The organism is Pseudomonas sp. VI4.1 (genome assembly GCF_002029345.1).
In the GTDB taxonomy this organism is placed as follows: domain Bacteria; phylum Pseudomonadota; class Gammaproteobacteria; order Pseudomonadales; family Pseudomonadaceae; genus Aquipseudomonas.
In genome coordinates, this window is the sequence record NZ_MULM01000182.1 from 130,331 (window position 1) to 155,127 (window position 24,797).

The following is a 24,797-nucleotide window of genomic DNA, read 5'->3' on the forward strand; positions in this document are numbered from 1 at the left end:
TTGCCCTTGTAGGAGCGAGGCTTGCCCGCGAAGGCGATCTAAAGAACGACGGTTCTGTTGGCGTTCAAGAAGACCCTTCGTTCAATGTGATAACCCACGGCCCGCGCCAAGGTCAGCCCTTCGATATCCCGCCCCTTGGCGATCAGATCTTCGGGGTAATGACTGTGGTCCACCGCCTCCACGCCCTGGGCGATGATCGGGCCTTCGTCCAGGTCGTTGTTGATGTAGTGCGCCGTGGCGCCGACCAGTTTCACGCCCTTGTTGTAGGCCTGGTGATACGGCTTGGCGCCCTTGAAACCCGGCAGCAGGGAGTGATGAATGTTGATCGCCTTGCCGTCGAGTTTGCGGCACAGCTCTGGCGACAGGACCTGCATGTAGCGGGCAAGAATGACCAGCTCGGCGCCGGACTCTTCGATCACTTGCCAGACCTGGCGCTCCTGGGACGGCTTGTCGTTCGGGTCCAGCGGGAAATGGTGGTAGGGAATCTGGTGCCAGTCGGCCAACGGCTTGAGGTCCGGGTGATTAGAGACCACGGCGGCCACGTCCATGGACAACTGGCCGATGCGCTGGCGGTAGAGCAAGTCATTGAGGCAGTGATCGGCCTTGGAGACCATGATCACCACTTTCGGCCGGTAGTTCGGCGCGGTCAGTTCGAAGATCATGCCGAAGGCTTGGCCACGTTCTTCCAGGCCGGCGCGGAACGACTGTTCGTCGAAGCCGTCGGGCTGGCGAAATTCCACGCGAATGAAGAAACGGCCCGAGAGCCGATCATCGAAGGAATGGTGTTCGGTGACGTAGCAGCCCTGCTCGAACAGAAAGCGGGTCACCGCGTCCACGGTGCCGAGCACGCTTGGGCAGTCGGCGGTCAGAATCCATGTGTCTGGGGCGCGGCTCATAGTGCGGTGACTCCTGTTGTTATGGGGCAACCGCTGCGCGGTTGATCGCCGGCAAGCCGGCTCCTACAGGTTTGATGTCATCCGTGAAAATCCGGAACAACACGGTCCACTGTAGGAGCTGGCTTGCCAGCGAAGGCGATCTCAGGCCTGGACGCTAAGCCCGTACTCGGCCGAAGCATCCTGCAACCACAACCACCAGTAATCCGAGAAGCTGCGACGGATCAGCAGTTCCCAGGTGTCTTCGGCGGTGTGACGGATCATCAGTTGCGACTTGGCAAACACCGTGCCCACCGCCTTGCCTACCGGAAAGCTGTTGGGGTGCACGTCGTAGCTGGTGGATTTCATCAGTACCTGGCGCACGTTCGGGCCGCTCAGTTCGAGGAGCTGCTGGCCGCCGCTGACGTTGACGATGGCGATGTGCAGGTCGCCCAGCGCTTTACGCAGTTTTTGCTCGACGGCGAATTCTTCGCCAGTCGGCACGATCAGCAACCATTCATCCGGCCCCATCCATTGCAGGCTGGTTTCGCCTTTGACGATGACGGTCAGCGCACCTGGCAATTCGATGCCCAAGGCTTTTTGCACGCCCGCGGCGAAGGCCGCATCGTGGCCGTCGCCACGAATGGTCAGGTGGCCGAGCAGTTTTTTCTCGCGCACGATCACGCCGGCGCTTTTACGGCCCTTGCCCACCAGGCTGGCGAGGTCGGCATGATGCAGCGACGACTCGGCCTTGGCCCCAGTGGTTGGGCGTTGTTGGTACACATTGGCTGCGGTCATAAAGCACCTGTTCCTGAATTCTGTTGGTTCTAGCCTTGGGGTGGCTGAACTACCGCCTTCGCGAGCAAGCCCGCTCCCACATTTGACCGCGCTCCCCTGTGGGAGCGGGCTTGCTCGCGAAAGCGCCAGCCAGCCCACCACAGGAATCGAGATCATCACACGTTCTGGCGATCACCCTTTGGATCGAAGAACACCGAAGAAACGATTTCCGCCTCGATCACGCTGCCGTCGGCCAGCGGTGCGAACACTCGCTCACCCATGCGCTTCAAGCCGCCCTTGACCACGCCCATGGCAAACGAATAGCCGAGGGAGTTGTGCAGGTAACTGGAAGTCACGTGACCAACCATGGTCATCGGGATGGTTTGCTTGGTGTTGAACACCAACTGCGCACCCTCTGGCAGCCATTTGGTCGGATCGATCGGCTTCAGGCCCACCAGCTGCTTGCGCTGATCACGCACGCAGTCTTCGCGGTTCATGCCACGCTGGCCAATCCAGGAGAACGGTTTGGTGCGACCGACACACCAGCCCATGTTCAGGTCGTCCGGGGTCATCGAGCTGTCAGTATCCTGACCGACGATGATGAAGCCCTTCTCGGCCCGCAGCACGTGCATGGTTTCGGTGCCGTACGGGGTCAGGTTGTACTTCTTGCCAGCATCGACAATTTTTTCCAGCACGCCCATGGCGTAGTCGGCTTGCACGTTGACTTCGTACGACAGCTCACCGGTAAACGAAATCCGGAATACCCGCGCCGGCACACCGCCGACCAGGCCTTCTTTCCAGGTCATGAACGGGAAGGCTTCGTTGCTGATATCGATGTCGGTGACTTCGCCCAGCAGCTTGCGGCTGTTCGGCCCGGACAGGGTCATGGTTGCCCAGTGATCCGTCACGGACGTGAAGTACACCTTCAGGTCTGGCCATTCGGTCTGGTGGTAGATTTCCAGCCATTGCAGCACGCGCGCAGCGCCGCCGGTGGTGGTGGTCATCACGAAGTGGTTGTCGGCGAGACAGGCGGTTACGCCGTCGTCGAACACCATGCCGTCTTCTTTGCACATCAGGCCGTAGCGCGCCTTGCCCACGTCGAGCTTGGTCCAGGCGTTGGTGTAGATGCGGTTGAGGAACTCACGGGAATCCGGGCCCTGGATGTCGATCTTGCCCAGGGTCGAAGCGTCCAGCAGGCCGACGCTGTCGCGCACGGCTTTGCATTCGCGCTTGACCGCGGTGTGCAGGTCTTCACCGTTTTTCGGGAAGTACCACGGACGTTTCCACTGCCCGACGTCTTCGAACTCGGCGCCATTCTTCACGTGCCAGTGATGCAGCGCAGTGAAGCGCACCGGCTCGAAGATGTGCCCACAGTGACGACCGGCCACGGCGCCGAAGGTCACCGGCGTGTAGTTCGGACGGAACATGGTGGTGCCCATCTGCGGGATGGTCACGTTCAGCGAACGGGCGGCGATGGCCAGGCCGTTGACGTTGCCCAGCTTGCCCTGGTCGGTGCCGAAGCCCAGTGCGGTGTAGCGTTTGACGTGCTCGACCGATTCGAAACCTTCGCGGGTCGCCAGCTCGATGCCACCAGCGGTGACGTCGTTCTGGAAGTCGACGAATTGCTTCGGCGCTCGTGCAGAGTTCTTTTCATGAGGCACCTGGAACAGCGCCAGCGTCGGTTCTTCGACACGGCCCAGGGCTTTGGGCAAGGTGCCTTCGACCACACTGAAGCCGGCTTCGCTGGCCGCGCGAGCGCCACCCTCGAAACCATCGGCCAGGGAATCGCCGAGGCCGTAGACGCCGTTGATGCCACCGACACACACGCGTTTCTGCGGCGCTTCGCCCGGGACGAAACCGAGGATGTCGTCGCGCCAGATCGGCTTGCCGCCCAGGTGCGAGGCCAGGTGAACCACCGGGCTGTAACCGCCGGAACTGGCAACCAGGTCGCATTCGAGCCATTCACCCGGGCTGGTCACGGCGTGCGCCTTGACGTCGATCGCGGCAACGCGAGCTGCAGTCACGCGCTTGGTGCCGCGAGCCTCGATCACGGCACTGCCGGTCAGGATGCGGATGCCTTTGGCACGAGCTTCTTCAACCAAGGCGCCGCGCGGATTGCTGCGGGCATCGGCGATGGCCACCACTTGCAGGCCGGCATCGAGCCAATCCAGGGCAACGCGGTAAGCGTGGTCGTTGTTGGTCGACAGCACCAGTTTTTTGCCCGGTGCCACACCGTAACGACGGATGTAAGTCGACACTGCGCCGGCGAGCATGTTGCCCGGCACGTCGTTGTTACCGTAAACCAGTGGGCGCTCGTGAGTGCCGGTCGCCAGCACCACACGCTTGGCGCGAACCCGGTGGATGCGCTGACGCACCTGGCCAATCGGTGCGCGATCGCCGAGGTGATCGGTCAGGCGCTCGTGAATGGTCAGGAAGTTATGGTCGTGGTAACCGTTGACCGTGGCGCGCGGCAACAGCAGCACGTCCGGGGTGTCCTTGAGTTCGGCAATGACGCTGGCGACCCACTCGGTGGCAGGCTTGCCGTCGAGGCTTTCGCGGGAATCGAGCAGGCTGCCGCCGAACTCTTCCTGTTCATCCGCCAGAATCACCCGGGCGCCGCTGCGGGCAGCCGCCAGTGCAGCGGCCAGGCCGGCAGGGCCACCGCCGACGATCAGCACGTCGCAGTGCTGGTTCATGTAGTCGTAGGTGTCCGGATCGTTCTCGGTCGGCGAGCGACCCAAGCCTGCGGCCTTGCGGATGTACTTCTCGTAAGTCATCCAGAACGATTGCGGGTACATGAAGGTTTTGTAGTAGAAGCCCGGCGGCATCAGCTTGCCGCCGACCTTGCCGAGAATCCCCATCATGTCGTTGTTCACGCTCGGCCAGCCGTTGGTGCTGGTGGCGACCAGGCCTTGATACAGCGCCTGTTGCGTGGCGCGCACGTTGGGAATCTGGGTGGCTTCGGTGGCGCCGATCTGCAGCACCGCGTTCGGCTCTTCGGCACCGGCGGCGAAGATGCCGCGCGGACGCGAATACTTGAAGCTGCGGCCGATGATATCCACACCGTTGGCGATCAGGGCGGCAGCCAGGGAGTCGCCTTCAAAACCTTTGTAGCTCTGGCCGTTGAAGGTGAAGCTCAGCACTTTGTTGCGGTCGATCCGTCCGCCGTTGGACAGGCGATTGATCTGGCTCATACCTTCTCTCCCAGAGCCGTGGCGGCCGCTTTCGGGCTGTCGGTCTTGTCGGTGAATTGTGGCTTGGTGCCGATCTTGTAGGTTTCGAGAATCTCGTAGGTCACGGTGTCGCGGGTGGCGTTGAAATACTGACGGCAACCGGCGACGTGATCCCACAGCTCGTGGTGCAGACCGCGAGGGTTATCGCGGAAGAACATGTAGTCGCCCCACTCCTCGTCGGTGCAGCTGGCCGGGTCCAGTGGACGCGGGATGTGCGCCTGGCCGGAAGCGTGGAATTCCTCTTCGGAGCGCAGTTCGCCACAGTGAGGACAGAAGATATGCAACATAGGGATTTCTCCTGTTAGTGGGCGACTGCTGCAGCGCCGTGTTCGTCGATCAACGCACCGTTGTGGAAACGGTCGATGGAGAAAGGTGCAGCCAATGGGTGCATTTCACCCTTGGCCAGGCTCGCGGCAAACACGTTGCCCGAGCCCGGTGTCGCCTTGAAGCCGCCGGTGCCCCAACCGCAGTTGAAGAACATGTTCGGTACCGGGGTTTTCGAGATGATCGGGCAGGCATCCGGCGTGGTATCGACGATGCCGCCCCACTGCCGGTTCATGCGCACGCGGGACAACACCGGGAACATCTCGACGATGGCCTGGATGGTGTGTTCGATCACCGGGTACGAACCACGCTGGCCGTAGCCGTTGTAGCCGTCGATACCGGCGCCGATCACCAGGTCGCCCTTGTCGGACTGGCTGATGTAACCGTGTACGGCGTTGGACATGATCACGCTGTCGATAATCGGCTTGATCGGCTCGGACACCAGCGCTTGCAGCGGGTGGGATTCGATCGGCAGGCGGAAACCGGCGAGCTTGGCCATGTGCCCGGAGTTACCGGCAGTGACCACGCCGACGCGCTTGGCGCCGATGAAGCCCTTGTTGGTTTCAACGCCGATGCACACGCCGTTTTCCTTGCGGAAACCGATCACTTCAGTCTGCTGGATCAGGTCGACGCCCAAGGCGTCAGCGGCACGGGCAAAGCCCCAGGCCACGGCATCGTGACGGGCCACGCCGCCGCGACGCTGGACGGTGGCGCCCATTACCGGGTAGCGGGTGTTTTTCGAGCAGTCGAGGTACGGAATCTCGTCAGCCACTTGCTTGGCGTCGAGCAGTTCGCCGTCGACGCCGTTGAGGCGGTTGGCGCTGACCCGACGCTCGGAATCACGAATGTCCTGCAGGGTGTGGCAAAGGTTGTAAACGCCGCGCTGGGAGAACATCACGTTGTAGTTCAGGTCCTGGGACAGGCCTTCCCACAGTTTCATCGCGTGTTCGTACAGGTGCGCCGACTCGTCCCACAGGTAGTTGGAGCGCACGATGGTGGTGTTGCGCGCGGTGTTACCGCCGCCCAGCCAGCCTTTCTCGACCACGGCCACATTGGTGATGCCGTGTTCCTTGGCCAAGTAGTAGGCGGTCGCCAGACCATGCCCGCCACCGCCGACGATGACCACGTCATAGACCTTTTTCGGGGTCGGCGTACGCCACATGCGCTGCCAGTTTTCGTGATGGCTGAGGGAGTGTTTGAAGAGGCCGAAGCCTGAATAGCGTTGCATAGTCATTTACTCCAAAACCGCGCTCAGCGATAAACCGGGAAGTCCGCGCACAGGGCCGACACTTGCTGGGCGACATTGGCCTCGACATCGGCGTCGCCGAGGTTGTCGAGGATGTCGCAGATCCAGCCGGCCAGCTCCGTGCACTGCGCTACCTTAAAGCCGCGAGTGGTCACCGCCGGGGTGCCGATGCGCAGGCCGGAGGTCACGAACGGCGACTGTGGATCGTTCGGCACGGCGTTCTTGTTCACGGTGATGTGGGCGCGACCGAGTGCTGCATCCGCCTCTTTGCCGGTGAGGCCCTGACGGATCAGGCTGACCAGGAACAGGTGGTTATCGGTACCGCCGGACACTACATCGTAGCCGCGTTTGATAAATACGCCGGCCATGGCCTGGGCGTTGTCGATCACTTGTTGTTGGTAGGCCTTGAAACCAGGTTCCAGCGCTTCCTTGAAGCACACCGCCTTACCGGCGATCACGTGCATCAGCGGGCCGCCCTGGCCGCCGGGGAACACGGCAGCGTTGAGTTTCTTTTCCAGCGCTTCGTTGGCCTTGGCCAGGATCAGGCCGCCACGTGGACCGCGCAGGGTCTTGTGGGTGGTGGTGGTGACCACGTCGGCGTACGGCAGCGGGTTCGGGTACAGGCCGGCAGCGACCAGGCCGGCTACGTGGGCCATGTCGACAAACAGATAAGCGCCGACTTTGTCAGCGATCTGCCGGAAGCGCGGGAAGTCCAGGGTCTTCGAGTAAGCGGAGAACCCGGCGATGATCATTTTCGGCTGGTGCTCGACCGCCATGCGCTCGACTTCGTCGTAATCGATCAGGCCGGTGGCGGTGTCGATGCCGTATTGCACCGCGTTATAGAGCTTGCCGGAGAAGCTGACCTTGGCCCCGTGGGTCAGGTGACCGCCGTGGGCCAGGCTCATGCCCAGCACGGTGTCGCCGGCCTGCAGCAGCGCCAGGAATACCGCGGCGTTGGCCTGGCTGCCGGAGTGCGGCTGCACGTTGGCGTAGTCGGCACCGAACAGTTGCTTGGCGCGGTCGATGGCCAGTTGCTCGACCTTGTCGACATGTTCGCAGCCACCGTAGTAGCGCTTGCCCGGATAGCCTTCGGCGTATTTGTTGGTCAGGCCGCTGCCTTGCGCTTGCATGACACGTTTGCTGGTGTAGTTCTCTGACGCGATCAGCTCGATGTGATCTTCCTGGCGTTGCTCCTCGGCATCCATCGCCGCCAGCAGTGCATCGTCGTAGCCTTTGATCTGGTCTTGCTTGCTGAACATCGCGTCTCTCCCAGCGGCGGTGGTGCGCCATTCGTCTCGGTGAGGCACGTACCTTTCGGCAGTGCCCTTTGAATGCGATGGTATGACCGGCGCAGACAGGCCAAATGCCTACGGACGCCACGCAAAGGTGCGTTTACGACATGGCCCGAAATGGCACACTGAACACGATCTCCAATTCAGCAGAGCCCCCCGTAGGAGCTGGCTTGCCAGCGAAGGCGGTGTGTCAGTTAGTACATGTGTCGACTGACACACCGCTTTCGCTGGCAAGCCAGCTCCTACAGGGTTAAGCGGCGAGCTTGCGGATGAGTAGCAGCAATAGAAAATGCAGTGGATACAAGGCATACGCCCAACGCCGCATCGGTGGCGGCTTGAAATGCCCGGCATGTCGCAACAAGACCAGCCCCAGCAATGGCGCGACCAGACAAACGGCGATGCCCAGAATGGCAGTACCATTGCCGAGCCGGGCCGAGTAATACAGCACCTCCCACTGATTGGCCGCCAGGCACACCAGCCCCGGCAACAAGCTCAAATACCAGGGCCGCCGGATCACCAGCAACATTACCCACGGCAACAACACCCCGAAAAAACCGAACATCAGTCGTTCCGGGAACAGTGCCGCCAACACCACGGCAGCGACCGCCAGCAGTCGCGATTGCACGAGCGGTTGCTGCCAGCCACGCGCCACCACCAGGCCCAGTGCCAGCGTGGGCAATACATTGAAGGTGTCGGGATCAGGGATGAACAGCCGGTAGGGAATCTCACTGATGGCACTGAACAGCAGCAACCACCCCAGATAACGCCACTGGCCGTCGGTGGTGGAGCTTGGGGCGCGCGACAGATTGGCCGCCATCGCCAGACAGAACCACGGGAACGCCAGCCTGCCGGGCACATACAGGATATCGACGGAATAACCGACATATCGCAGGTGATCGAGCACCATGCTCAATAGCGCCAGCCACTTCAGCAGATCCAGTGCCCCGTCCCGTTGAGTCATGTGCATAATTGCCCTGTATTTTTCTTACAGAAAGATCCCGTGTGCTCCCCGAACGACCTTCGGTAAAGTACGCACCATCATTGACCACGAAGCTCTTCATCATAAGAGCCTCGTTCACGGAAGCCGGCCATGACCGACAAGAGCCAACAATTCGCCAGCGACAACTACTCCGGTATCTGCCCTGAAGCCTGGGCTGCCATGGAACAGGCCAACCACGGCCACCAGCGCGCGTATGGCGACGATGAATGGACCGCCCGCGCGGCCGATCAATTTCGCAAACTGTTCGAAACCGACTGCGAAGTGTTTTTCGCCTTCAACGGCACCGCCGCCAACTCCCTGGCCCTGTCGTCGCTGTGCCAGAGTTACCACAGCGTGATCTGCTCGGAAACCGCCCACGTCGAAACCGACGAATGCGGCGCACCGGAGTTCTTTTCCAACGGTTCAAAATTGCTCGTCGCCCGTACCGAAAACGGCAAGCTGACCCCGGAATCGATCCGCGAAGTCGCCCTCAAGCGCCAGGACATCCACTACCCCAAACCGCGCGTGGTGACCCTGACCCAGGCCACTGAAGTCGGCAGCATCTACACCCCCGAAGAAATCCGCGCCATCAGCGCCACCTGCAAAGAACTGGGCCTGAACCTGCACATGGACGGCGCGCGCTTCTCCAATGCCTGCGCATTCCTCGGTTGCTCACCCGCCGACCTGACCTGGAAGGCCGGTGTCGACGTGTTGTGCTTTGGCGGTACGAAAAACGGCATGGCGGTCGGCGAGGCCATCCTGTTCTTCAATCACAAACTGGCCGAAGACTTCGACTACCGCTGCAAACAGGCCGGCCAGCTGGCGTCGAAAATGCGCTTTCTCTCGGCCCCGTGGGTCGGGATCCTGGAAAACGACGCCTGGCTCAAATACGCCCGCCACGCCAACCACTGCGCCCAATTGCTGGCGGAACTGGTCAGCGACATTCCGGGCGTGGAACTGATGTTCCCGGTGCAGGCCAATGGCGTATTCCTGCAACTGTCGGAACCGGCCATTGCCGCGCTGACCGCCAAGGGCTGGCGTTTCTACACCTTCATCGGCAACGGCGGCGCCCGCTTCATGTGCTCGTGGGACACTGAAGAAGAACGCGTGCGGGAGCTGGCGGCGGACATTCGCGAAGTGATGTCCCGCTAACCTTCGTCACGACACGCAACCCTGTGTAGGAGCCGGCTTGCCGGCGAAGGCGTCTTCATGGGCGCTGCAAGGCTTGAGGCTTGGCAAAAACCCAAGCCCTGGTCATCCTCGCCCGCAAGCTGTGCCGGGTGGCATTCGCACTCATGAAAAACCAAAGCGAATACCAGCCGAATTTAAGGTTGCAGGGTTCCCCTGCAACATAGAATCTCCCACAGGTTGTGTGGTGTATTAGAACTCGATCCGCACGTCGCCCTTCGGCACGCTGCAGCACGAAAGAATGAACCCTTCCGCTTCGTCTTCCTCGGTGATCCCGCCGTTGTGGTCCATTTCGACCTCGCCACCCAGTTTCAACACCTTGCACGTCCCGCAAATCCCCATGCCGCAGGCTTTCGGAATCAACAGGCCCAACTTGGCAGCAGCGGCGTGCACGGTTTCCCCCGGTGCCACGCGAATGCTCTTGCCGGACGCGGTGAACTCCACCTGATGCAAATCCGCCACGTCGATGTCCGGTGCGTCCGCGGCGATTTCGGCCTGCTCCACCGCATCGGCGCGGGCTTCCGGTGGCGTCGCGCCGAAGGATTCTTCGTGATAACGCGACATGTCGAAACCGATCGATTCGAGCATGCGTTTCACCGCGTTCATGTACGGCGTCGGGCCGCAGCAGAACACTTCGCGCTCAAGGAAATCCGGCGCCATCAACTCGAGCATCTTCTGGTTCAGGTAACCGCGATAACCGGCCCATGGCTCACCCAGGCCATGCTTCTCGCAGATCAGGTGCAGGCTGAAGTTGTCGATCCGCGACGCCATGTGTTCCAGCTCGCGGTGATAAATGATGTCTTTGGGCGAACGGGCGCTGTGGATAAACACCATGTCGACGTTGCCGTTGGTGTCGTAGAACCAGCGCGCCATGGACATGACGGGCGTGATGCCGACGCCGCCACTGAGGTACAGCACTTTCGGCGCAGTGAAGTCCATCGCGTTGAACAGCCCGACCGGTCCGTGCACCGCCAGTTCCTGGCCTTCATGCAGGGTGTCGTGCAACCAGTTGGAGACCTTGCCGCCCGGCACGCGCTTGATGGTCACCGAAAAACTGTACGGCACCGACGGCGAGCTGGAGATGGTGTAGGAGCGCATGATCGGCACGCCTTCGATTTCCAGCTCCAGGGTGACGAACTGCCCCGGTTTGAAGAAGAACAGGATCGGCTGGTCGGCCATGAAGCAGAAGGTGCGCACATCCCAGGTTTCCTGGATGACTTTGACGCAACGGACGATATGTCGACCATTGGCCCAGGTCTGGGTGGTTACCGGATTCAGGAAGCTGTTGGACATGCTGTTCTCCACCGCCGATGGTCGGCCTTATGTTGGCGATTCTGCGTATACCGCGAACCACCCATTTACCTATCTGCGACATTCACATACTTATCGCGACCAGCCCCCAACTACCGGGGGTTGCGCGTCGGGAACAGATTGGGCCATGTCGCCCATGGATAAGGTTCCGGGCAGCGCCGGCCCCACACTCGCCTCAACAGATAAATACTGTTTGTGTCTTGCGTAGCAACCGTATCAGCCACTATTCGCCGGCCACACAGAATGGCCATGAGGATCAAATCGATGGACGTCACCGCAAAAATCAGCCTGGGCGATCCGCTGGAACCCGCACGCAAGGCCACCGCGCAAATGCTGCAGGAGCGCGAGCGCACTTTTTCGCTGCCGCAGCCGTTTTACTCTGACGAGCGGCTGTTTGATATCGACATGCAGGAAATCTTCCAGAAAGAGTGGTTGATCGCCGGCATGACCTGCGAGATCCCGGCCAAGGGCAACTACCTGACCCTGCAAATCGGCAAGAACCCGATCATCGTGATCCGCGGCGCCGAAGGTGTGGTGCATGCATTCCACAACGTCTGTCGCCACCGTGGTTCGCGGCTGTGCACCAGTGAAAAGGGCAAGGTCGCCAAGCTGGTCTGCCACTACCACCAGTGGACATACGAGCTGGACGGTCGGCTGCTGTTCGCCGGTACCGAAATGGGCGCCGACTTCGACATGAAGCAATACGGCCTCAAACCGGTGAGCGTGAAGACCGCCGGCGGCTACATCTTCATCAGCCTGGCGGAGAACCCGCCAGCCATCGATGACTTCCTGGCGACGCTGAACCATTACATGGAACCGTACGACATGGAGAACACCAAGGTGGCGATTACCACCACCTTGATGGAAAAGGCCAACTGGAAGCTTGTGCTGGAGAACAACCGCGAGTGCTACCACTGCAACGCCTCGCACCCGGAACTGCTCAAAACCTTGCTGGAATGGGACGACGTCACCGACCCGCGGGCCGACCAGGCGTTCAAGGACCACGTAGCCGCCTCCGCCGCCGCCTGGGAAGCCGAGAAGATTCCTTACGCCCACGCCAGCTTCGGCTTGCGTAACCGCATCGTGCGCATGCCGCTGCTCAAGGGCACCGTGTCGATGACCCTGGACGGCAAGCAGGGCTGCGCCAAACTCATGGGTCGCATCAAGAACCCGGACCTGGGCTCGATGCGCATCCTGCATTTGCCACATTCGTGGAACCACTGCATGGGCGACCACATCATCGTCTTCACGGTGTGGCCGATCAGCGCCCAGGAAACCATGGTCACCACCAAGTGGGTCGTGCACAAGGACGCGGTCGAAGGCGTGGACTATGACGTGGAGCGCATGCGCCAGGTCTGGGATGCAACCAACGACCAGGACCGTCGCCTGGCGGAAGAGAACCAGCGCGGGATCAACTCCACGGCGTACCAGCCTGGGCCTTATTCCAAGACCTATGAGTTTGGTGTGGTGAATTTTGTCGACTGGTACAGCGAGCGCCTGCTGAACAACCTCGGGGCCGAGCCTGCGCCTTACCTCAAAGGCGTCCCGGTTCAGGGCTAACTGCAAAAACATCGCGAGCTAGCTCGCTCCCACAGGAATTGAAGTCGTTCACAATATTTGTGACACCACCAATCCCCTGTGTGTGAGCTTGCTCGCGACGAGGCCGGCACATTCACTACTTTACTTTGAAGACCACCGCACGCCCCTCCTCCCCACAAACTCCTCGATAATGCTCTCCCCCACCCACCGCACCTTCACATAACCATTCAACACCCGATCCGGGTACGTTGAGGTTATCCATCGCGCGCTCTCCTTGAACCGGATGTGGATTATTGCCAGCTGTCCTTGTGCCGTGTAAGCGAACAGGTGACCGGTTTGAATCAACACATGCCTTAGAACTGTATGAAATCTGATCTATTGCGTTCAGGCCTATGCTGATCGTGGCTTGCAGGGTTTGGCGAACAAGTTATCCACAACTCCACCCACAGCTAATGGGGACAAGTGTGCAATTGGTGGAAATTTTATTCACAGAATGCGAAGAAAAACCGTGACTTATCTGGATACAGGGTTCCTGGCGATAATTGGTTATTTTTTGATCTAAAGCCTGTAAGCCACGGGTTACCTGGCCCCCAGAGGATGGCGAACACCTTATCCACAGAAGCGCCAACAGACTTTGGGGGCAACTATGGCCGATCTGTGGAAAACCACGCAAACCCGCGATAAATCGGGGTTTGCGCATAGTATTCAAGCATAAAACGCTGATTTGGCTGTTTTTTAATCAGACGTCTGAGAAGCCCGGTTTATATAGCCTGTAGCCGACAGCAAACATCTTATCCACAGAAGCGCCAACAGAGATTGGGGGCAAGTATTGGCTCGCCGACAAACTTATCCTCTGGAAAAAGCTCGAAAAAACCGTGAGTTAGGCTGAGTGTTTTTTGTACGACGGGCTGCAGGGCTTGGTTTACATAGGCTGGAGCCAGGGGCGAACAGGTTATCCACAGAAGCGCTAACAGAGATTGTGGGCAAGTAAAGCGCGCCACTGGGATAACTAGCTCTATCGACGTATTGAAGGGACAGCAACCACCCGGTCAGCGCTCACTACTGGCTGATTGACAGTGCCTGCGGATTCCGCCCCGACTCGGCTCAAAGGCACGTCTGGCATTCTGACCGGGACTCGACCAGGCGCTTGTCTGCGGACCAGGTTCCATCCGCTTGCCTCCTTGCTTGCTTCCCACAACACGCGCCATGTCGACTGCCCATTGGCGCGAGCGCTCGTGATCCATTGACTGGCGCTAGTGAAATTCTGCATGACAGCACCCGCACCGGTGGATACCTGGCTAAGAATCGTGCCCGCGTTCGATACCAGTGATCTCGAAGTGCTTGGCATCGCCTGGGCCAACGCTTCAGGTATTCCCACAGTACGAGCTGGCAGGCCTGTGGCGCCCCCCCAAAAACTGAGCGTATTACCAACCCGCGTAAGCCAAGCTGGAGTGGTGTTACTGACGATTGCCGCTGCGGCCCTATTGACCGCTGCACCCGCGAAAATCAGGTTCAACCCGGAACCTACAACACTCCCAAGCACTGACAGCCAGGATTTACCCGATGGATCGACTCGATTGATGGGGGAGCCCGAACAATAGACATAGGGATTCAGCCCGCCACGACCAAACGGACTCAACCGGTCCGGGCTATGAAAGCGCATCAACACCGGGTTATACACACGGTGGCCATTGCCCAGGTGATACCAGCCCGTTGGCCGCTCCATGGGCTGCCCACTGAAGCCAAGGCTGCTTTGCGCTGCAAGCAGGTTGCTCCGGGAACCATAGGGGGTATAGCCAAGACGGTTCGGACCCGTGCAGTCGAGTTCCGCGAGAATGGTCTGTTGCAGATCAGGCGCCAGCAACAGGGTTCGCGAAAAGGCCGCCGCAGGAGAGCGGACAAGACCTCGGGTTTGACGAAGAGCGGGCATCGGCAGCGTCCTTTTGCTGGCGTAATGGACCCGCAGTGTTACAGCAAATTCGCGGGTGAACCGGCGATCACCCCGCTCAGGGTAAGCGGGCATTAACTGTCCAGCAACGTAACAAACCACCCGTAAAACCGACACTAGCAGTTCTGCTAGGATCACCCGCAAACCCGACGAAGAGGAGCCGCACCCCCCATCCTACGGCCGATACATCAGATAGGCCTCACCCGTCACCCGAATCAGCGGATGCGGCGTTATCTGGCAGGTATCGACGATACGAAAGCCATGTCGCTCATAAAATCGGCGGGCGCCGGTGTTCGCGGCGTAATCGATCAGGCTCAAGCCATTGAGGCCGAGCTGGTTGGCACGGTCGTAGGCATAGGCGAGAAATTGCTTGCCCAACCCCTGGTTGCGCCAGCCCTCATGCAGCGCCAGGCTGGAAATGTAGAGGGTGTCGGGGATTTCCATCGTCGCGTAGGGCGCCAGGACCGGGTCCGTGGTCGGCTCCGCCAGCGGATCGTGACGCATCACGTAGCTGTGCATCATGCCAATGACCTGGTCGTTCGACTCGGCGATAAGGCAGTTCTGCCAGGAGAAGTCCACGTCGTCGCGGGCATATCGAATGGCGCCGACATCCAGCAGTTCCTGACCGGGCTGCGCCAATTGGCTCCAGATGTAATCCGCAGCCCCCTCTGATGTGATCTGAAACAAACGGGCTATTTCCCGCGCGTCCGCACGCACGGCCGAACGAAATTCAACTGCCATTTACCTGACTCCACAGGACATCGAACGTCCGTTTTTACACGGACGCTGCAGACGCTACAACGCGCCGAAGGGATGCTTATATATCTGGTTGTTGCTGTTGAAGCTCAACGCTAGCGGACCACGCCTTCTTCGATCAGCAGCTTGAGAATGGCCTCAGCCCCCGCCTCGGGACTCAGCCCTTTGAGCACCTGCCCACCGCCGCCACTGGCCTTGGCCGTGGCCGCCTTCATCCGGTCCGCGCCGCTCTTGGCCTTGATCACCTTCAAGCGCTTGGGCCGTGGCTTGGCCGGTTGCAGCGTCGCAACAGCCAGTAACTCATCATCGACCACTTCAACTTCGTCGGCCTGCAACACGCCACGCCGAGCCGGGCCGTAGGCGCTCTGCCGAGGCTTCGGCGCGGCGTTATCCACAGTGGCGAGAAACGGCAACCGCACTTTCAACCGACGACGCTGACCCCGGGGCAAGGCTTGCAGCACCAGGGCCGAACTGCCGTCGATGGATTCAACCTGGGCCAGCCCCACCACCAGCGGCCAGCCAAGACTTTCGGCCAGCAGGAACGGCAGCATGCCCGAGCCTTCGCCGGTTTCCGCCTGGCTGCCGGTCAATACGACCTGAGCGCCGGCGTCACGCAAATAGGCGGTCAATGCGGGCAGCGCATCGGCGCCTGCAGGTTGCTCCAGTACATGCAGCTGTTCCAGGCCCATGCCCAGATACGCCCGCAGCGCAGGTTCGGCAACATCGCCGGCATGCAGCACTTGCAAGTTATCCCCAGCCAGTTGCAAGCCCAGTTCCACCGCCCGCGCATCCTGCTCCGCGCGACGTGGCCGGCCGGAGGTCGGGTGGGCGCCGATGGACACCAGGCTGATGATTTTCGTGCTCATAACCCTTTCCTTCCCTTAAGCCGCATCGCGCTTGGCTTCGTTGCGGTAGGCCTCTACCGCCGCGATCAAGGCTTGAAGTATCTCGGCGCTCTCGCCGATCACCGACAGGTCGGCCCGTTTGATCATGTCGCAGCCAGGGTCGAGGTTGATCGCCACCACCTTGTCGCAGGCACCGATGCCTTGCAGGTGTTGGATCGCCCCGGAAATCCCCACCGCCACGTAGACCCGCGCAGTGACCCAGGTGCCGGACGCGCCGACCTGACGGTCGCGGGCCATGAAACCATCGTCCACCGCCACGCGGGACGCGCCTTCGGTAGCGCCAAGGGCGGCGGCGGTCTGGTGGAACAGAGCCCAATCCTTGACCCCGTTGCCGCCGGAGAAAATGAATTCCGCTTCGGCCATCGGAATGGCCGCCGGGTCCACCGCCACCGCGCCCAGATCCTCGATGCGCGACAAACTGCGCGCGATGGCTGTGGATAACTCCACCGGCAGCGCCTCATGCCGGGTTTCGCTGACCGGTTCGGCACATTCGACGGCGGCCAGAATCAAGCGCGCCACCGGGCGTGCCAGATCTTGCAGGCCGGCACCGGCGCGGCCGATGCATGCCTGATCCTTGACCTGCCAGATGCGAGTGGCCGGGCGTTCGCCAAGCGCTGCGGCAAAGCGTCGACCCAGTTCGCCGCCACCGGTGCGACTGTCCGGCAGCAACCAGTGGCGCGGGCTGAACTGGTTATCCACAGCCCGCAGGCCCTGGACCCGTTGTTCCGGTGCATAACCGCTGAATTCATCGCCATCGAGCACCAGCAAGCGATCGACGCCCGCGGTGGCGAAGGCATTTTCCTTGTGTTCACCGAAGACCACGGCCAATACCGCGCCGTCCTTGCCGGCCAGTTGATGCGCCAGGCCGAGCAGGTCGCGGTCATGGCTGCTCAAGCGGCCACCGACCATGTCCGGCACCACGCTGATGTAGAACGCAGGTGCAGGCACCTGATGCAACGGCAATTGCACTTCAACCGCGGCCGAGCGTTTGCTCGCCCCGCCTTGCTGGGCGCCGCTGCGGTCGATGCGCTTGATACCGTTGGGACCGATAAAACCGATGCCATGGGGATTCTTGCGGATGATGCCGTTAGGTCCCATCCAGCTGTGTTGCACCGGTTGCATCGCCGCATGCAGCGGATGCAGGCGGTTGCGGGCAATCCATTCGGCGCGTGGGTCGCGGCGGATAATGTCGCTCATCAGTGGGCCTCCGCAGGTTCTTCACGTTTGGCCGGCGCAATGGGTTTGCTTGGGGCACCGTCTTCGAGCAAGGCATCGGCGACCAGTTCGGCGATGTCCTTGATCAACGGACGGGGTTCGACCACGCCTTCGAGCATCGCGGTGCATTGCGGGCAACCCACGGCCACCAGTTCGGCGCCGGTTTCGCGGATGTCGTCCATGCGCATGTCGGGGATCCGTTGCTTGCCCGGAATGTCGGTGATCGGCGCACCGCCGCCACCGCCGCAGCAGCGCGAGCGGAAACCGGAGCGTTGCATCTCTTTCACCTCAATCCCGAGGGCGCGCAGCACTTCACGCGGCGCCTCGTATTCGCCGTTGTAGCGGCCGAGGTAGCACGGGTCGTGATAGGTCACGCTGCTGCCTTTGTGCTGGCCGAGGCTCAGGGCGCCTTCGCCAATGATCTCCGCCATGTAGGTGCTGTGGTGCTGCACGAGGTAGTTGCCGTCGAAGGCGCCGTACTCGTTTTTCAGCACGTGGAAACTGTGCGGGTCGCAGGTCACGATGCGGTTGAAGCTGTATTTGGCCAGGGTCTGGATGTTGCGTTTGGCCAGCAACTGGAAGGTCGCTTCGTCACCCAGGCGGCGGGCCACGTCGCCGCTGTCGCGCTCTTCGAGCCCCAGTACGGCGAAGTCGACCTTGGCCGCCTTCAGCACTTTGACGAAGGCGCGCAAGGTGCGCTGGTTGCGCATGTCGAAGGCACCGTCGCCGACCCAGAACAGCACGTCGACCGATTTCTTCTCGCTGAGCAGGTTCAGGTTCAAGTCCGCCGCCCAGTTCATCCGCCCGCCCGGGGCGAAGCCGCCCGGGTTGTCGGTGGCGATCAGGTTCTCCAGGACTTCGGCGCCCTTGTTCGGGGTCGCGCCTTTTTCCAGGGTCAGATGGCGACGCATGTCGACGATGGCATCGACGTGCTCGATCATCATCGGGCATTCTTCGACGCAGGCGCGGCAGGTGGTGCAGGACCACAAGGTTTCGGCGTCCACCAGGCCGTTGACGATCGGTTGATGCGGGTTACCGGCGTGTTCGCCGATGGCTTTGCCGGGATACGGGCTGCCGGCGAACTTGGCGTCGGTGCCACCGGCCAGGCCGACCACCATATCCTGGATCAGTTTTTTCGGGTTCAGCGGCTGGCCCGCGGCAAATGCCGGGCACGCGGCTTCGCATTTACCGCACTGCACGCAGGCGTCGAAGCCGAGCAGTTGGTTCCAGGTGAAATCCTTGGGTTTTTCCACGCCCAGCGGCGCGCTCGGATCGTTCAGGTCCAGCGGTTTCAAACCGGTGGAACGGCCGCCGCCAAAACGCTCGGCGCGACGGTGCCAGGCCAGGTGCAAAGCACCGGCGAAGGCGTGCTTCATCGGCCCGCCCCAGGTCATGCCGAAAAACAATTCCGATACGCCCCACAGCACACCGACGCCGAGGATCGCCGCCACCACCCAACCGCCGAAGTTTTCCGGAAGGATGCCGGCGACCGGCAGGGTCAACAGGAAGAAGCTCGCCGAGAATGCCAACAGGCTTTTCGGCAGACGCATCCATGGCCCTTTGGACAGGCGAGCCGGTGGGTTGCGACGACGCAGGTACATGAAAATCGCGCCGACGAACATCACCGCCGAGGCAATCAACAGGGCAGCACCGAGAATGCGGCTGTGCAGGCCGAAACCGTGAACCAGAATCGCCAGCACAATGGACGCCACCGCACCACCGGCTGTGGCCACGTGGGTGTTGGCAATGTATTTGTCCCGCGCGACGACATGGTGCAAGTCGACCATGTAGCGCTTGGGCATGGCGAACAGGCCGCCGATCAGGTCGACTTTCGAAGCCCGGCCCCGGCGCCACATAGCCACCCGCCGCAACGCGCCCAGGACAGCCAGGCCCAGGGCAGCGAACAACAGGATTGGAAGAAGGGTGTTCAACATGGTGAAGCTCCCAAAGACCGCACGGTCTTGCAGGCCAAACTACCTGGATGCCTTGCCCGATGCCCTGTGTAGGAGCGAGCTTGCTCGCGAAAAACCTGAGAACGTCGCGTTAAAACAGACTCCCCGCGTCATCGTTCACGTCCATCGCGAGCAAGCTCGCTCCTACAAGGGTTATCCACAAGCTCTTAGAAATCCTTGCACAGCCGCAGGGCGTCGTAGATCGCCGCGTGCACGTTACGCTGCGCCACGCAGTCGCCGATGCGGAACAGCAAGTAGCCGTCGCCCGGTTGGCTCAACGAAGGTTGCGGCTTGATCGCGAACAGGGCTTCGACGTCGATCTGGCCCTTGTTGCGTGAACCTTCCTTCATCGCGTAGTAGATCTCTTCGTCCGGGCGCACGCCGTTTTCGATGACCACCTGGTCCACCACCCGCTCCTCTTTGGCGCCGGTGTATTCGTTTTCCAGTACCGCGATCAGCTTGTCGCCTTCGCGGTAGACCTTCTCCAGCATCATGTCGCCGGTCATGATCACTTCTTTCGGGTACATGCTGCGGTAGTACGTCGGGAACGATGTGCCGCCGATCGCCACGCCGGGCTTGATGTCGTCGGTGACGATCTCGACCTGGCTGCCTTTGTCGGCGAGGAAATCGGCGGTCGACATGCCGGTGAACTCGCAAATGGTGTCGTAGACCAACACGTTCTTGGCCGGCGCAACCTTGCCGTCGAGGATGTCCCAGCTGCTGACCACCAGGCCTTCAGCCGCGCCCCAGTGCTCGTTCTGCTCGATGAAGGGATGACCGCCGACGGCGAGCACCACCACGTCCGGACGCAGATCGAGAATGGTCGGCGCATCGGCCGCCACGCCCAGGCGCAGGTCGACTTTCAAGCGTGCCAGCTCCAGCTGGTACCAGCGCGTGATACCGGCGATCTGGTCCCGTTGCGGTGCTTTCGACGCGGTGGTGATCTGCCCGCCGATGAACTCCTTTTTCTCGAACAAGGTCACGTCGTGGCCACGCTCGGCGGCCACACGGGCGGCTTCCATCCCGGCAGGACCGGCGCCGACCACCACGACCTTGCGTTTCACGCCCGTGGTCTTTTCGATGATGTGCGGCAGGCCCATGTACTCGCGGGATGTCGCGGCGTTCTGGATGCACAACACATCCAGGCCCTGGTATTGCCGGTCGATGCAGTAGTTGGCGCCGACGCATTGTTTGATCTGGTCGATCTGGCCCATCTTGATCTTGGCGATCAGGTGCGGGTCGGCGATGTGGGCGCGGGTCATGCCGACCATATCGACGTAACCGCCTTCCAGGATACGGGTCGCCTGGTTCGGGTCCTTGATGTTCTGCGCGTGCAACACCGGCGCCTTGACCACTTCCTTGATACCGGCCGCCAGGTGCAGGAACGGCTCCGGCGGATAACTCATGTTCGGAATCACGTTGGCCAGGGTGTTGTGGGTGTCGCAACCCGAACCCACGACGCCGATGAAGTCCAGCATGCCGGTATCGTCGTAGTACTTGGCGATCTGTTTCATGTCCTCGTGGGACAAGCCGTCCGGGTGGAACTCGTCACCGCACAGGCGGATGCCGACGCAGAAATCCGGCCCGACTTCGGCCCGCACGGCCTTGAGCACTTCGAGGCCGAAGCGCATGCGATTCTCGAAACTGCCGCCCCATTCATCGGTACGTTTGTTGACGCGCGGGCTCCAGAACTGGTCGATCATGTGCTGGTGCACAGCGGACAGTTCGACGCCATCCAGGCCCCCGGCCTTGGCCCGGCGGGCTGCCTGCGCGTAGTTGCCGATCACCCGCCAGATTTCTTCCGGCTCGATGGTCTTGCAGGTGGCACGGTGCACCGGCTCGCGCACGCCCGAGGGCGACATCAGCGTCGGCCAGTTAAAGCCGTCCCAACGCGAGCGACGACCCATGTGGGTAATCTGGATCATGATCTTGGCGCCGTGCTTGTGCATGGCGTCGGCGAGATTCTGGAAGTGCGGAATGATGCGGTCGGTGGAGAGGTTCACCGAACTCCACCACTCCTGCGGGCTGTCGATGGCCACCACCGAGGAACCGCCGCAAATCGCCAGGCCGATCCCGCCCTTGGCTTTCTCTTCGTAATACTTGACGTACCGGTCGGTGGTCATGCCGCCGTCGGTCGCGTAGACCTCGGCGTGCGCGGTGCTGAGCACGCGGTTGCGGATGGTCAGTTTGCCGATCTGGATCGGCTGGAACATTGCTTCGAAAGCCATGGCGGGATCCTCGACTTACAACGGCTTGACGGTGAATAAACCGTCGTCGTGGCCTTCTTCGGAGCCACCGTAGACTTGTTCGGCAACCGTGCGGATCTGGCTGCCACGGGCTTGCAGGATCTGGTCCATGGCCCCGGCAAACCAGCCCGTGAACATGTAGTCGACCTTGCGCCCGACCTTGCCATACACGTAGACAAATGCGGAGTGCTCGAGCTTGACGCTGGCGGTGCCTTTGTCGAGGTCGATGTCCTGGATCTTGAACAGGCCCCAGCCGCGTTGCGACAGGCGCTTCATGTAGTGCTCGAACACTGCGACGCCTTCCAGGCCATGGCATTCGGCTTCTTTTTCACACCAGTGCCAGGCGGACTTGTAGCCGGCCTTGTAGAGGATGTCGGCGTAGGCGTCGGCGCCCAGCACTTCCTCGATGCCCATGTGGTTGTTGACGAAGAAGTGCCGCGGTACGTACAGCATCGGCAGGGCGTCGGAGGTCCAGACACCGGTCTCGCTGTCGACTTCGATAGGCAATTGCGGGGCGATCTTGGCCATGGAAACTTAACTCCAGAAAAATTTTGGTGTTGCCTGCGGCGCGGATGGCCGCAGGAAAGGATTCAGAAGTGCGGCGGCTTATTCGCCCCAGACATCTTTCAAGACGCTGACCCAGTTCTCGCCCATGATCTTGCGCACCACGCGCTCGGAATGGCCGCGCTTGAGCAGGGTTTCGGTCAGGTTCGGGAACTCGCCGACGGTGCGGATGCCCAGCGGGTTGATGATCTTGCCGAAGCTGGTCAGGCGGCGGGCGTAGCCCTTGTCATGGGTCAGGTATTCGAAAAAGTCCTGGCCATGGCCCTGGGTGAAGTCGGTGCCGATGCCGATGGCGTCTTCGCCGACGATGTTCATGGTGTATTCGATGGCTTCGGCGTAATCGTCGATGGTCGAATCGATGCCCTTGGCCAGGAACGGCGCGAACATGGTCACGCCGACGAAACCGCCGTGATCGGCAATGAACTTAAGCTCTTCATCGGATTTGTTGCGCGGGTGGATTTTCAGGCCCGACGGCAGGCAATGGGAGTAGCACACCGGTTTCTTCGACTCGAGGATGACTTCCTCGGAAGTCTTGGAACCGACGTGGGACAGGTCGCACATCACGCCGACGCGGTTCATCTCGGCGACGATTTCGCGACCGAAACCCGACAGGCCGCCGTCACGTTCGTAGCAACCGGTACCGACCAGGTTCTGGGTGTTGTAGCACATCTGCACGATACCGACGCCCAGCTGCTTGAACACCTCGACATAGCCGATCTGGTCTTCGAAGGCGTGGGCATTCTGGAAGCCGAACAGGATGCCGGTCTTGCCCTGCTCCTTGGCCTTGCGGATGTCGGCGGTGGTGCGCACCGGAATCACCAGGTCGCTGTTCTCGCGGATCAGCTTCTGACTGGCGGCGATATTGTTGACGGTGGCCTGGAAGCCCTCCCACACCGACACGGTGCAGTTGGCCGCGGTCAGACCGCCCTTGCGCATGTCTTCAAACAGCTCGCGGTTCCACTTGGCAATAATCAGCCCGTCGATAACGATGCTGTCGGCGTGCAATTCGGCTGGGCTCATCAGGCTGTCCCCTATTAGCGATTCATGCGCCGAATCGTGTGCCGGCGCTTTGGGGCCAGCATATGCCTCGGTGCCTTGGCAGCCGGGTGCAAAAACGACAGGGGAATTGCCGAAAGCGTCAATCCGCGACAAAGGGCCGTCCACCGGCCGGATAAGCCACCTGTTCAAGCCCGTCCGCTTGCGCCAGAATCCGTTGCATCACTGGGTTTTTTAACTGGATTTAGGGGCGGCGACGCAATGAAATCGATCATCCTCGCTTTGGCACTGATAGCGACCGGCGCGCAGGCGGCTGAAGAGGCCGACGACAACCCCTGCGACGCCGTCGAAAACGACATCCAGACTCTGGAATGCTCGGCCTACAGCAGAACCACTGCCGAAGACCTGCTGAGCGAAAACTACAAAAGCCTGACCGAGCGCATGCAGATGCGCTACGGCAAGAACCCGGCGCAACTGACCGACATCACCGCCAAGCTCAAGGCGGCCCAGCAACAGTGGCTGAAAACCCGGGACACCGATTGCGCCGTCGAGGCGTTTCCGGCGACCAGCGGCAGCAAGGCGTTCACCATTGCGCAGAATGATTGCGTGGCGCGGATGAGTGATGAGCGGTCGGAGTTTCTGGAATCGATCGGGCAGGAGTAATCCTGATGGCCTGTGGGAAGCTGGCGCTATTGTCAGCTTTCAATCTTAGATAAGGCCCTTTTTCCTACGACATCGGTTTACTAAGACTACAAGGCCCCTCCCGCCACTGTCTAACCATACTATTCGGGCACCATGCCGACATGATTCGCTGGTTGGACGCTGTCGAAATATAAGCAAAGATTGGCAAATCTTATAAAAGACTTATATTCTCCTATGAACAGCATCCACTGGACGCGAAAGGCCGTTAAGCAACTGTTGAAATTGCACTCCGCTCATCAGATCCAGGTACGTGATGCCGTCACGGTGCTGGCTGGCATGCCTGATGTAGGCAAAGTCAAAGCACTGGTTGGTCATGACTGCTCCTATCGTCTGCGTGTGGGCAATTATCGGGTTATGTTCGACTGGGACGGCGCAATTAAAGTGATCAGTATTCAAGAGGTCAAAAAACGCGATGAACGCACCTACTGACGTTCAAATCATCAACGACGCAGAGGGAAACCCTGCGTTCGTGGTCATCCCCTACGCCCAGTATGTGGCGCAAAAGATCGAGCCCGATCTGATTCCCCACGAGGTGGTCAGTCGCATCGTCGACGGTGCAACGCCTATTCGCGCCTGGCGCGAACACCTCAGCCTTACACAGGACGAAGTGGCCAAGCGCATGGGCATTTCCCAGCCGGCCTTCGCCCAGCAAGAAACCGTCGCCAAGCCTCGCAGGGCGACCCGTGAGAAAATCGCCGCGGCGTTTGGCATCACCGCCAACCAGTTAGAGCTGTAACCTGCACGCCAGCATC

The 24,797-nt window shown here is 60.9% G+C and carries 21 protein-coding genes and 1 pseudogene; 6 read left to right on the forward strand and 16 right to left on the reverse strand.

Annotation, left to right across the window (positions count from 1 at the left end; genetic code table 11):
• Window positions 1–38 precede the first annotated feature (38 nt).
• The 7 genes from purU to BZ163_RS30635 form a co-directional block, all read right to left on the reverse strand.
• Entirely contained in the window at window positions 39–896 is an 858-nt protein-coding gene (gene purU, locus BZ163_RS30605) for a formyltetrahydrofolate deformylase (RefSeq protein ID WP_128874038.1), read from the reverse strand.
• 141 nt (window positions 897–1,037) lie between these two features.
• Entirely contained in the window at window positions 1,038–1,670 is a 633-nt protein-coding gene (locus BZ163_RS30610) for a sarcosine oxidase subunit gamma (protein ID WP_128874039.1), read from the reverse strand.
• A gap of 155 nt (window positions 1,671–1,825) precedes the next feature.
• Window positions 1,826–4,843 (reverse strand): sarcosine oxidase subunit alpha, encoded by a 3,018-nt coding sequence (locus tag BZ163_RS30615; protein WP_128874040.1) that lies wholly within the window; start codon window positions 4,841–4,843, stop codon window positions 1,826–1,828.
• Complete coding sequence (locus BZ163_RS30620) at window positions 4,840–5,169, reverse strand: sarcosine oxidase subunit delta (RefSeq protein ID WP_028619944.1); 330 nt, start codon at window positions 5,167–5,169, stop codon at window positions 4,840–4,842. Before BZ163_RS30620 ends, BZ163_RS30615 begins: the two co-directional genes overlap by 4 nt.
• A gap of 14 nt (window positions 5,170–5,183) precedes the next feature.
• Window positions 5,184–6,434, reverse strand: coding sequence for a sarcosine oxidase subunit beta (locus tag BZ163_RS30625; protein ID WP_007980419.1), 1,251 nt, complete (start codon window positions 6,432–6,434; stop codon window positions 5,184–5,186).
• A 23-nt stretch (window positions 6,435–6,457) separates the two neighbouring features.
• Window positions 6,458–7,711: a serine hydroxymethyltransferase gene (gene glyA, locus BZ163_RS30630; protein WP_128874041.1), complete on the reverse strand. Its 1,254-nt coding sequence runs from the start codon at window positions 7,709–7,711 to the stop codon at window positions 6,458–6,460.
• Window positions 7,712–7,994: 283 nt separating this feature from the next.
• On the reverse strand, window positions 7,995–8,711 hold the full coding sequence (locus BZ163_RS30635; protein ID WP_128874042.1) for a TraX family protein: 717 nt from the start codon (window positions 8,709–8,711) through the stop codon (window positions 7,995–7,997).
• 123 nt (window positions 8,712–8,834) lie between these two features.
• Here BZ163_RS30635 and BZ163_RS30640 point away from each other — a divergent pair, with 123 nt between their 5' ends.
• Both BZ163_RS30640 and BZ163_RS36150 read left to right on the forward strand, forming a co-directional pair.
• Complete coding sequence (locus tag BZ163_RS30640; RefSeq protein ID WP_128874043.1) at window positions 8,835–9,875, forward strand: low specificity L-threonine aldolase; 1,041 nt, start codon at window positions 8,835–8,837, stop codon at window positions 9,873–9,875.
• A 77-nt stretch (window positions 9,876–9,952) separates the two neighbouring features.
• Window positions 9,953–10,078, forward strand: a pseudogene (locus tag BZ163_RS36150) (IS110 family transposase); the annotation flags it as partial.
• 25 nt (window positions 10,079–10,103) lie between these two features.
• Here BZ163_RS36150 and gbcB read toward each other — a convergent pair.
• Entirely contained in the window at window positions 10,104–11,204 is a 1,101-nt protein-coding gene (gene gbcB / locus BZ163_RS30650; RefSeq protein WP_128874044.1) for a glycine-betaine demethylase subunit GbcB, read from the reverse strand.
• A gap of 282 nt (window positions 11,205–11,486) precedes the next feature.
• Between gbcB and gbcA the strand changes: the two genes are divergently transcribed.
• Window positions 11,487–12,782 carry a glycine-betaine demethylase subunit GbcA gene (gene gbcA / locus BZ163_RS30660; RefSeq protein WP_128874099.1) on the forward strand — a complete coding sequence of 432 codons (1,296 nt, stop codon included), beginning with the start codon at window positions 11,487–11,489 and terminating at the stop codon, window positions 12,780–12,782.
• A 994-nt stretch (window positions 12,783–13,776) separates the two neighbouring features.
• Here gbcA and BZ163_RS30670 read toward each other — a convergent pair.
• The 8 genes from BZ163_RS30670 to BZ163_RS30705 all read right to left on the reverse strand — a co-directional run bounded on the left by BZ163_RS30670 (window position 13,777) and on the right by BZ163_RS30705 (window position 23,367).
• Entirely contained in the window at window positions 13,777–14,784 is a 1,008-nt protein-coding gene (locus BZ163_RS30670; protein ID WP_128874046.1) for an RHS repeat-associated core domain-containing protein, read from the reverse strand.
• 99 nt (window positions 14,785–14,883) lie between these two features.
• Window positions 14,884–15,450, reverse strand: coding sequence for a GNAT family N-acetyltransferase (locus tag BZ163_RS30675; protein ID WP_128874047.1), 567 nt, complete (start codon window positions 15,448–15,450; stop codon window positions 14,884–14,886).
• Window positions 15,451–15,560: 110 nt separating this feature from the next.
• Entirely contained in the window at window positions 15,561–16,331 is a 771-nt protein-coding gene (locus BZ163_RS30680; protein ID WP_128874048.1) for an electron transfer flavoprotein subunit beta, read from the reverse strand.
• A 15-nt stretch (window positions 16,332–16,346) separates the two neighbouring features.
• Complete coding sequence (locus BZ163_RS30685) at window positions 16,347–17,567, reverse strand: electron transfer flavoprotein subunit alpha/FixB family protein (RefSeq protein WP_128874049.1); 1,221 nt, start codon at window positions 17,565–17,567, stop codon at window positions 16,347–16,349.
• On the reverse strand, window positions 17,567–19,519 hold the full coding sequence (dgcB, locus tag BZ163_RS30690; RefSeq protein ID WP_128874050.1) for a dimethylglycine demethylation protein DgcB: 1,953 nt from the start codon (window positions 19,517–19,519) through the stop codon (window positions 17,567–17,569). Before dgcB ends, BZ163_RS30685 begins: the two co-directional genes overlap by 1 nt.
• A gap of 185 nt (window positions 19,520–19,704) precedes the next feature.
• Complete coding sequence (gene dgcA, locus BZ163_RS30695; protein WP_128874051.1) at window positions 19,705–21,765, reverse strand: dimethylglycine demethylation protein DgcA; 2,061 nt, start codon at window positions 21,763–21,765, stop codon at window positions 19,705–19,707.
• Between the two features lie 15 nt (window positions 21,766–21,780).
• Window positions 21,781–22,311 carry a DUF5943 domain-containing protein gene (locus tag BZ163_RS30700; protein ID WP_128874052.1) on the reverse strand — a complete coding sequence of 177 codons (531 nt, stop codon included), beginning with the start codon at window positions 22,309–22,311 and terminating at the stop codon, window positions 21,781–21,783.
• 78 nt (window positions 22,312–22,389) lie between these two features.
• A complete protein-coding gene (locus BZ163_RS30705; RefSeq protein ID WP_128874053.1) occupies window positions 22,390–23,367 on the reverse strand; it encodes a dipeptidase in 978 nt (325 codons plus the stop codon).
• Window positions 23,368–23,604: 237 nt separating this feature from the next.
• Between BZ163_RS30705 and BZ163_RS30710 the strand changes: the two genes are divergently transcribed.
• The 3 genes from BZ163_RS30710 to BZ163_RS30720 all read left to right on the forward strand — a co-directional run bounded on the left by BZ163_RS30710 (window position 23,605) and on the right by BZ163_RS30720 (window position 24,781).
• Window positions 23,605–24,006 (forward strand): lysozyme inhibitor LprI family protein, encoded by a 402-nt coding sequence (locus BZ163_RS30710; protein ID WP_128874100.1) that lies wholly within the window; start codon window positions 23,605–23,607, stop codon window positions 24,004–24,006.
• Between the two features lie 213 nt (window positions 24,007–24,219).
• Entirely contained in the window at window positions 24,220–24,474 is a 255-nt protein-coding gene (locus tag BZ163_RS30715; RefSeq protein ID WP_128874054.1) for a type II toxin-antitoxin system RelE/ParE family toxin, read from the forward strand.
• Complete coding sequence (locus tag BZ163_RS30720; RefSeq protein WP_128874055.1) at window positions 24,458–24,781, forward strand: helix-turn-helix domain-containing protein; 324 nt, start codon at window positions 24,458–24,460, stop codon at window positions 24,779–24,781. The genes BZ163_RS30715 and BZ163_RS30720 overlap by 17 nt, the downstream gene beginning before the upstream one ends.
• The last annotated feature ends 16 nt before the right edge of the window (window positions 24,782–24,797 follow it).

Excerpts from the sequence above, each read along its gene's own strand:
- BZ163_RS30635 (WP_128874042.1), bottom strand. The coding sequence starts at position 8,711 with ATGCACATGACTCAACGGGACGGGGCACTGGATCTGCTGAAGTGGCTG.
- BZ163_RS30700 (WP_128874052.1), bottom strand. The coding sequence starts at position 22,311 with ATGGCCAAGATCGCCCCGCAATTGCCTATCGAAGTCGACAGCGAGACC.
- BZ163_RS30625 (WP_007980419.1), bottom strand. The coding sequence starts at position 6,434 with ATGCAACGCTATTCAGGCTTCGGCCTCTTCAAACACTCCCTCAGCCAT.
- BZ163_RS30705 (WP_128874053.1), bottom strand. The coding sequence starts at position 23,367 with ATGAGCCCAGCCGAATTGCACGCCGACAGCATCGTTATCGACGGGCTG.
- BZ163_RS30710 (WP_128874100.1), top strand. The coding sequence starts at position 23,605 with ATGAAATCGATCATCCTCGCTTTGGCACTGATAGCGACCGGCGCGCAG.
- BZ163_RS30610 (WP_128874039.1), bottom strand. The coding sequence starts at position 1,670 with ATGACCGCAGCCAATGTGTACCAACAACGCCCAACCACTGGGGCCAAG.
- gbcB (WP_128874044.1), bottom strand. The coding sequence starts at position 11,204 with ATGTCCAACAGCTTCCTGAATCCGGTAACCACCCAGACCTGGGCCAAT.
- BZ163_RS30640 (WP_128874043.1), top strand. The coding sequence starts at position 8,835 with ATGACCGACAAGAGCCAACAATTCGCCAGCGACAACTACTCCGGTATC.
- dgcA (WP_128874051.1), bottom strand. The coding sequence starts at position 21,765 with ATGGCTTTCGAAGCAATGTTCCAGCCGATCCAGATCGGCAAACTGACC.
- BZ163_RS30620 (WP_028619944.1), bottom strand. The coding sequence starts at position 5,169 with ATGTTGCATATCTTCTGTCCTCACTGTGGCGAACTGCGCTCCGAAGAG.
- glyA (WP_128874041.1), bottom strand. The coding sequence starts at position 7,711 with ATGTTCAGCAAGCAAGACCAGATCAAAGGCTACGACGATGCACTGCTG.
- BZ163_RS30685 (WP_128874049.1), bottom strand. The coding sequence starts at position 17,567 with ATGAGCGACATTATCCGCCGCGACCCACGCGCCGAATGGATTGCCCGC.
- BZ163_RS30680 (WP_128874048.1), bottom strand. The coding sequence starts at position 16,331 with ATGAGCACGAAAATCATCAGCCTGGTGTCCATCGGCGCCCACCCGACC.
- gbcA (WP_128874099.1), top strand. The coding sequence starts at position 11,487 with ATGGACGTCACCGCAAAAATCAGCCTGGGCGATCCGCTGGAACCCGCA.
- dgcB (WP_128874050.1), bottom strand. The coding sequence starts at position 19,519 with ATGTTGAACACCCTTCTTCCAATCCTGTTGTTCGCTGCCCTGGGCCTG.
- BZ163_RS30615 (WP_128874040.1), bottom strand. The coding sequence starts at position 4,843 with ATGAGCCAGATCAATCGCCTGTCCAACGGCGGACGGATCGACCGCAAC.
- BZ163_RS30670 (WP_128874046.1), bottom strand. The coding sequence starts at position 14,784 with ATGCCCGCTTACCCTGAGCGGGGTGATCGCCGGTTCACCCGCGAATTT.
- BZ163_RS30675 (WP_128874047.1), bottom strand. The coding sequence starts at position 15,450 with ATGGCAGTTGAATTTCGTTCGGCCGTGCGTGCGGACGCGCGGGAAATA.
- BZ163_RS30715 (WP_128874054.1), top strand. The coding sequence starts at position 24,220 with ATGAACAGCATCCACTGGACGCGAAAGGCCGTTAAGCAACTGTTGAAA.
- purU (WP_128874038.1), bottom strand. The coding sequence starts at position 896 with ATGAGCCGCGCCCCAGACACATGGATTCTGACCGCCGACTGCCCAAGC.
- BZ163_RS30720 (WP_128874055.1), top strand. The coding sequence starts at position 24,458 with ATGAACGCACCTACTGACGTTCAAATCATCAACGACGCAGAGGGAAAC.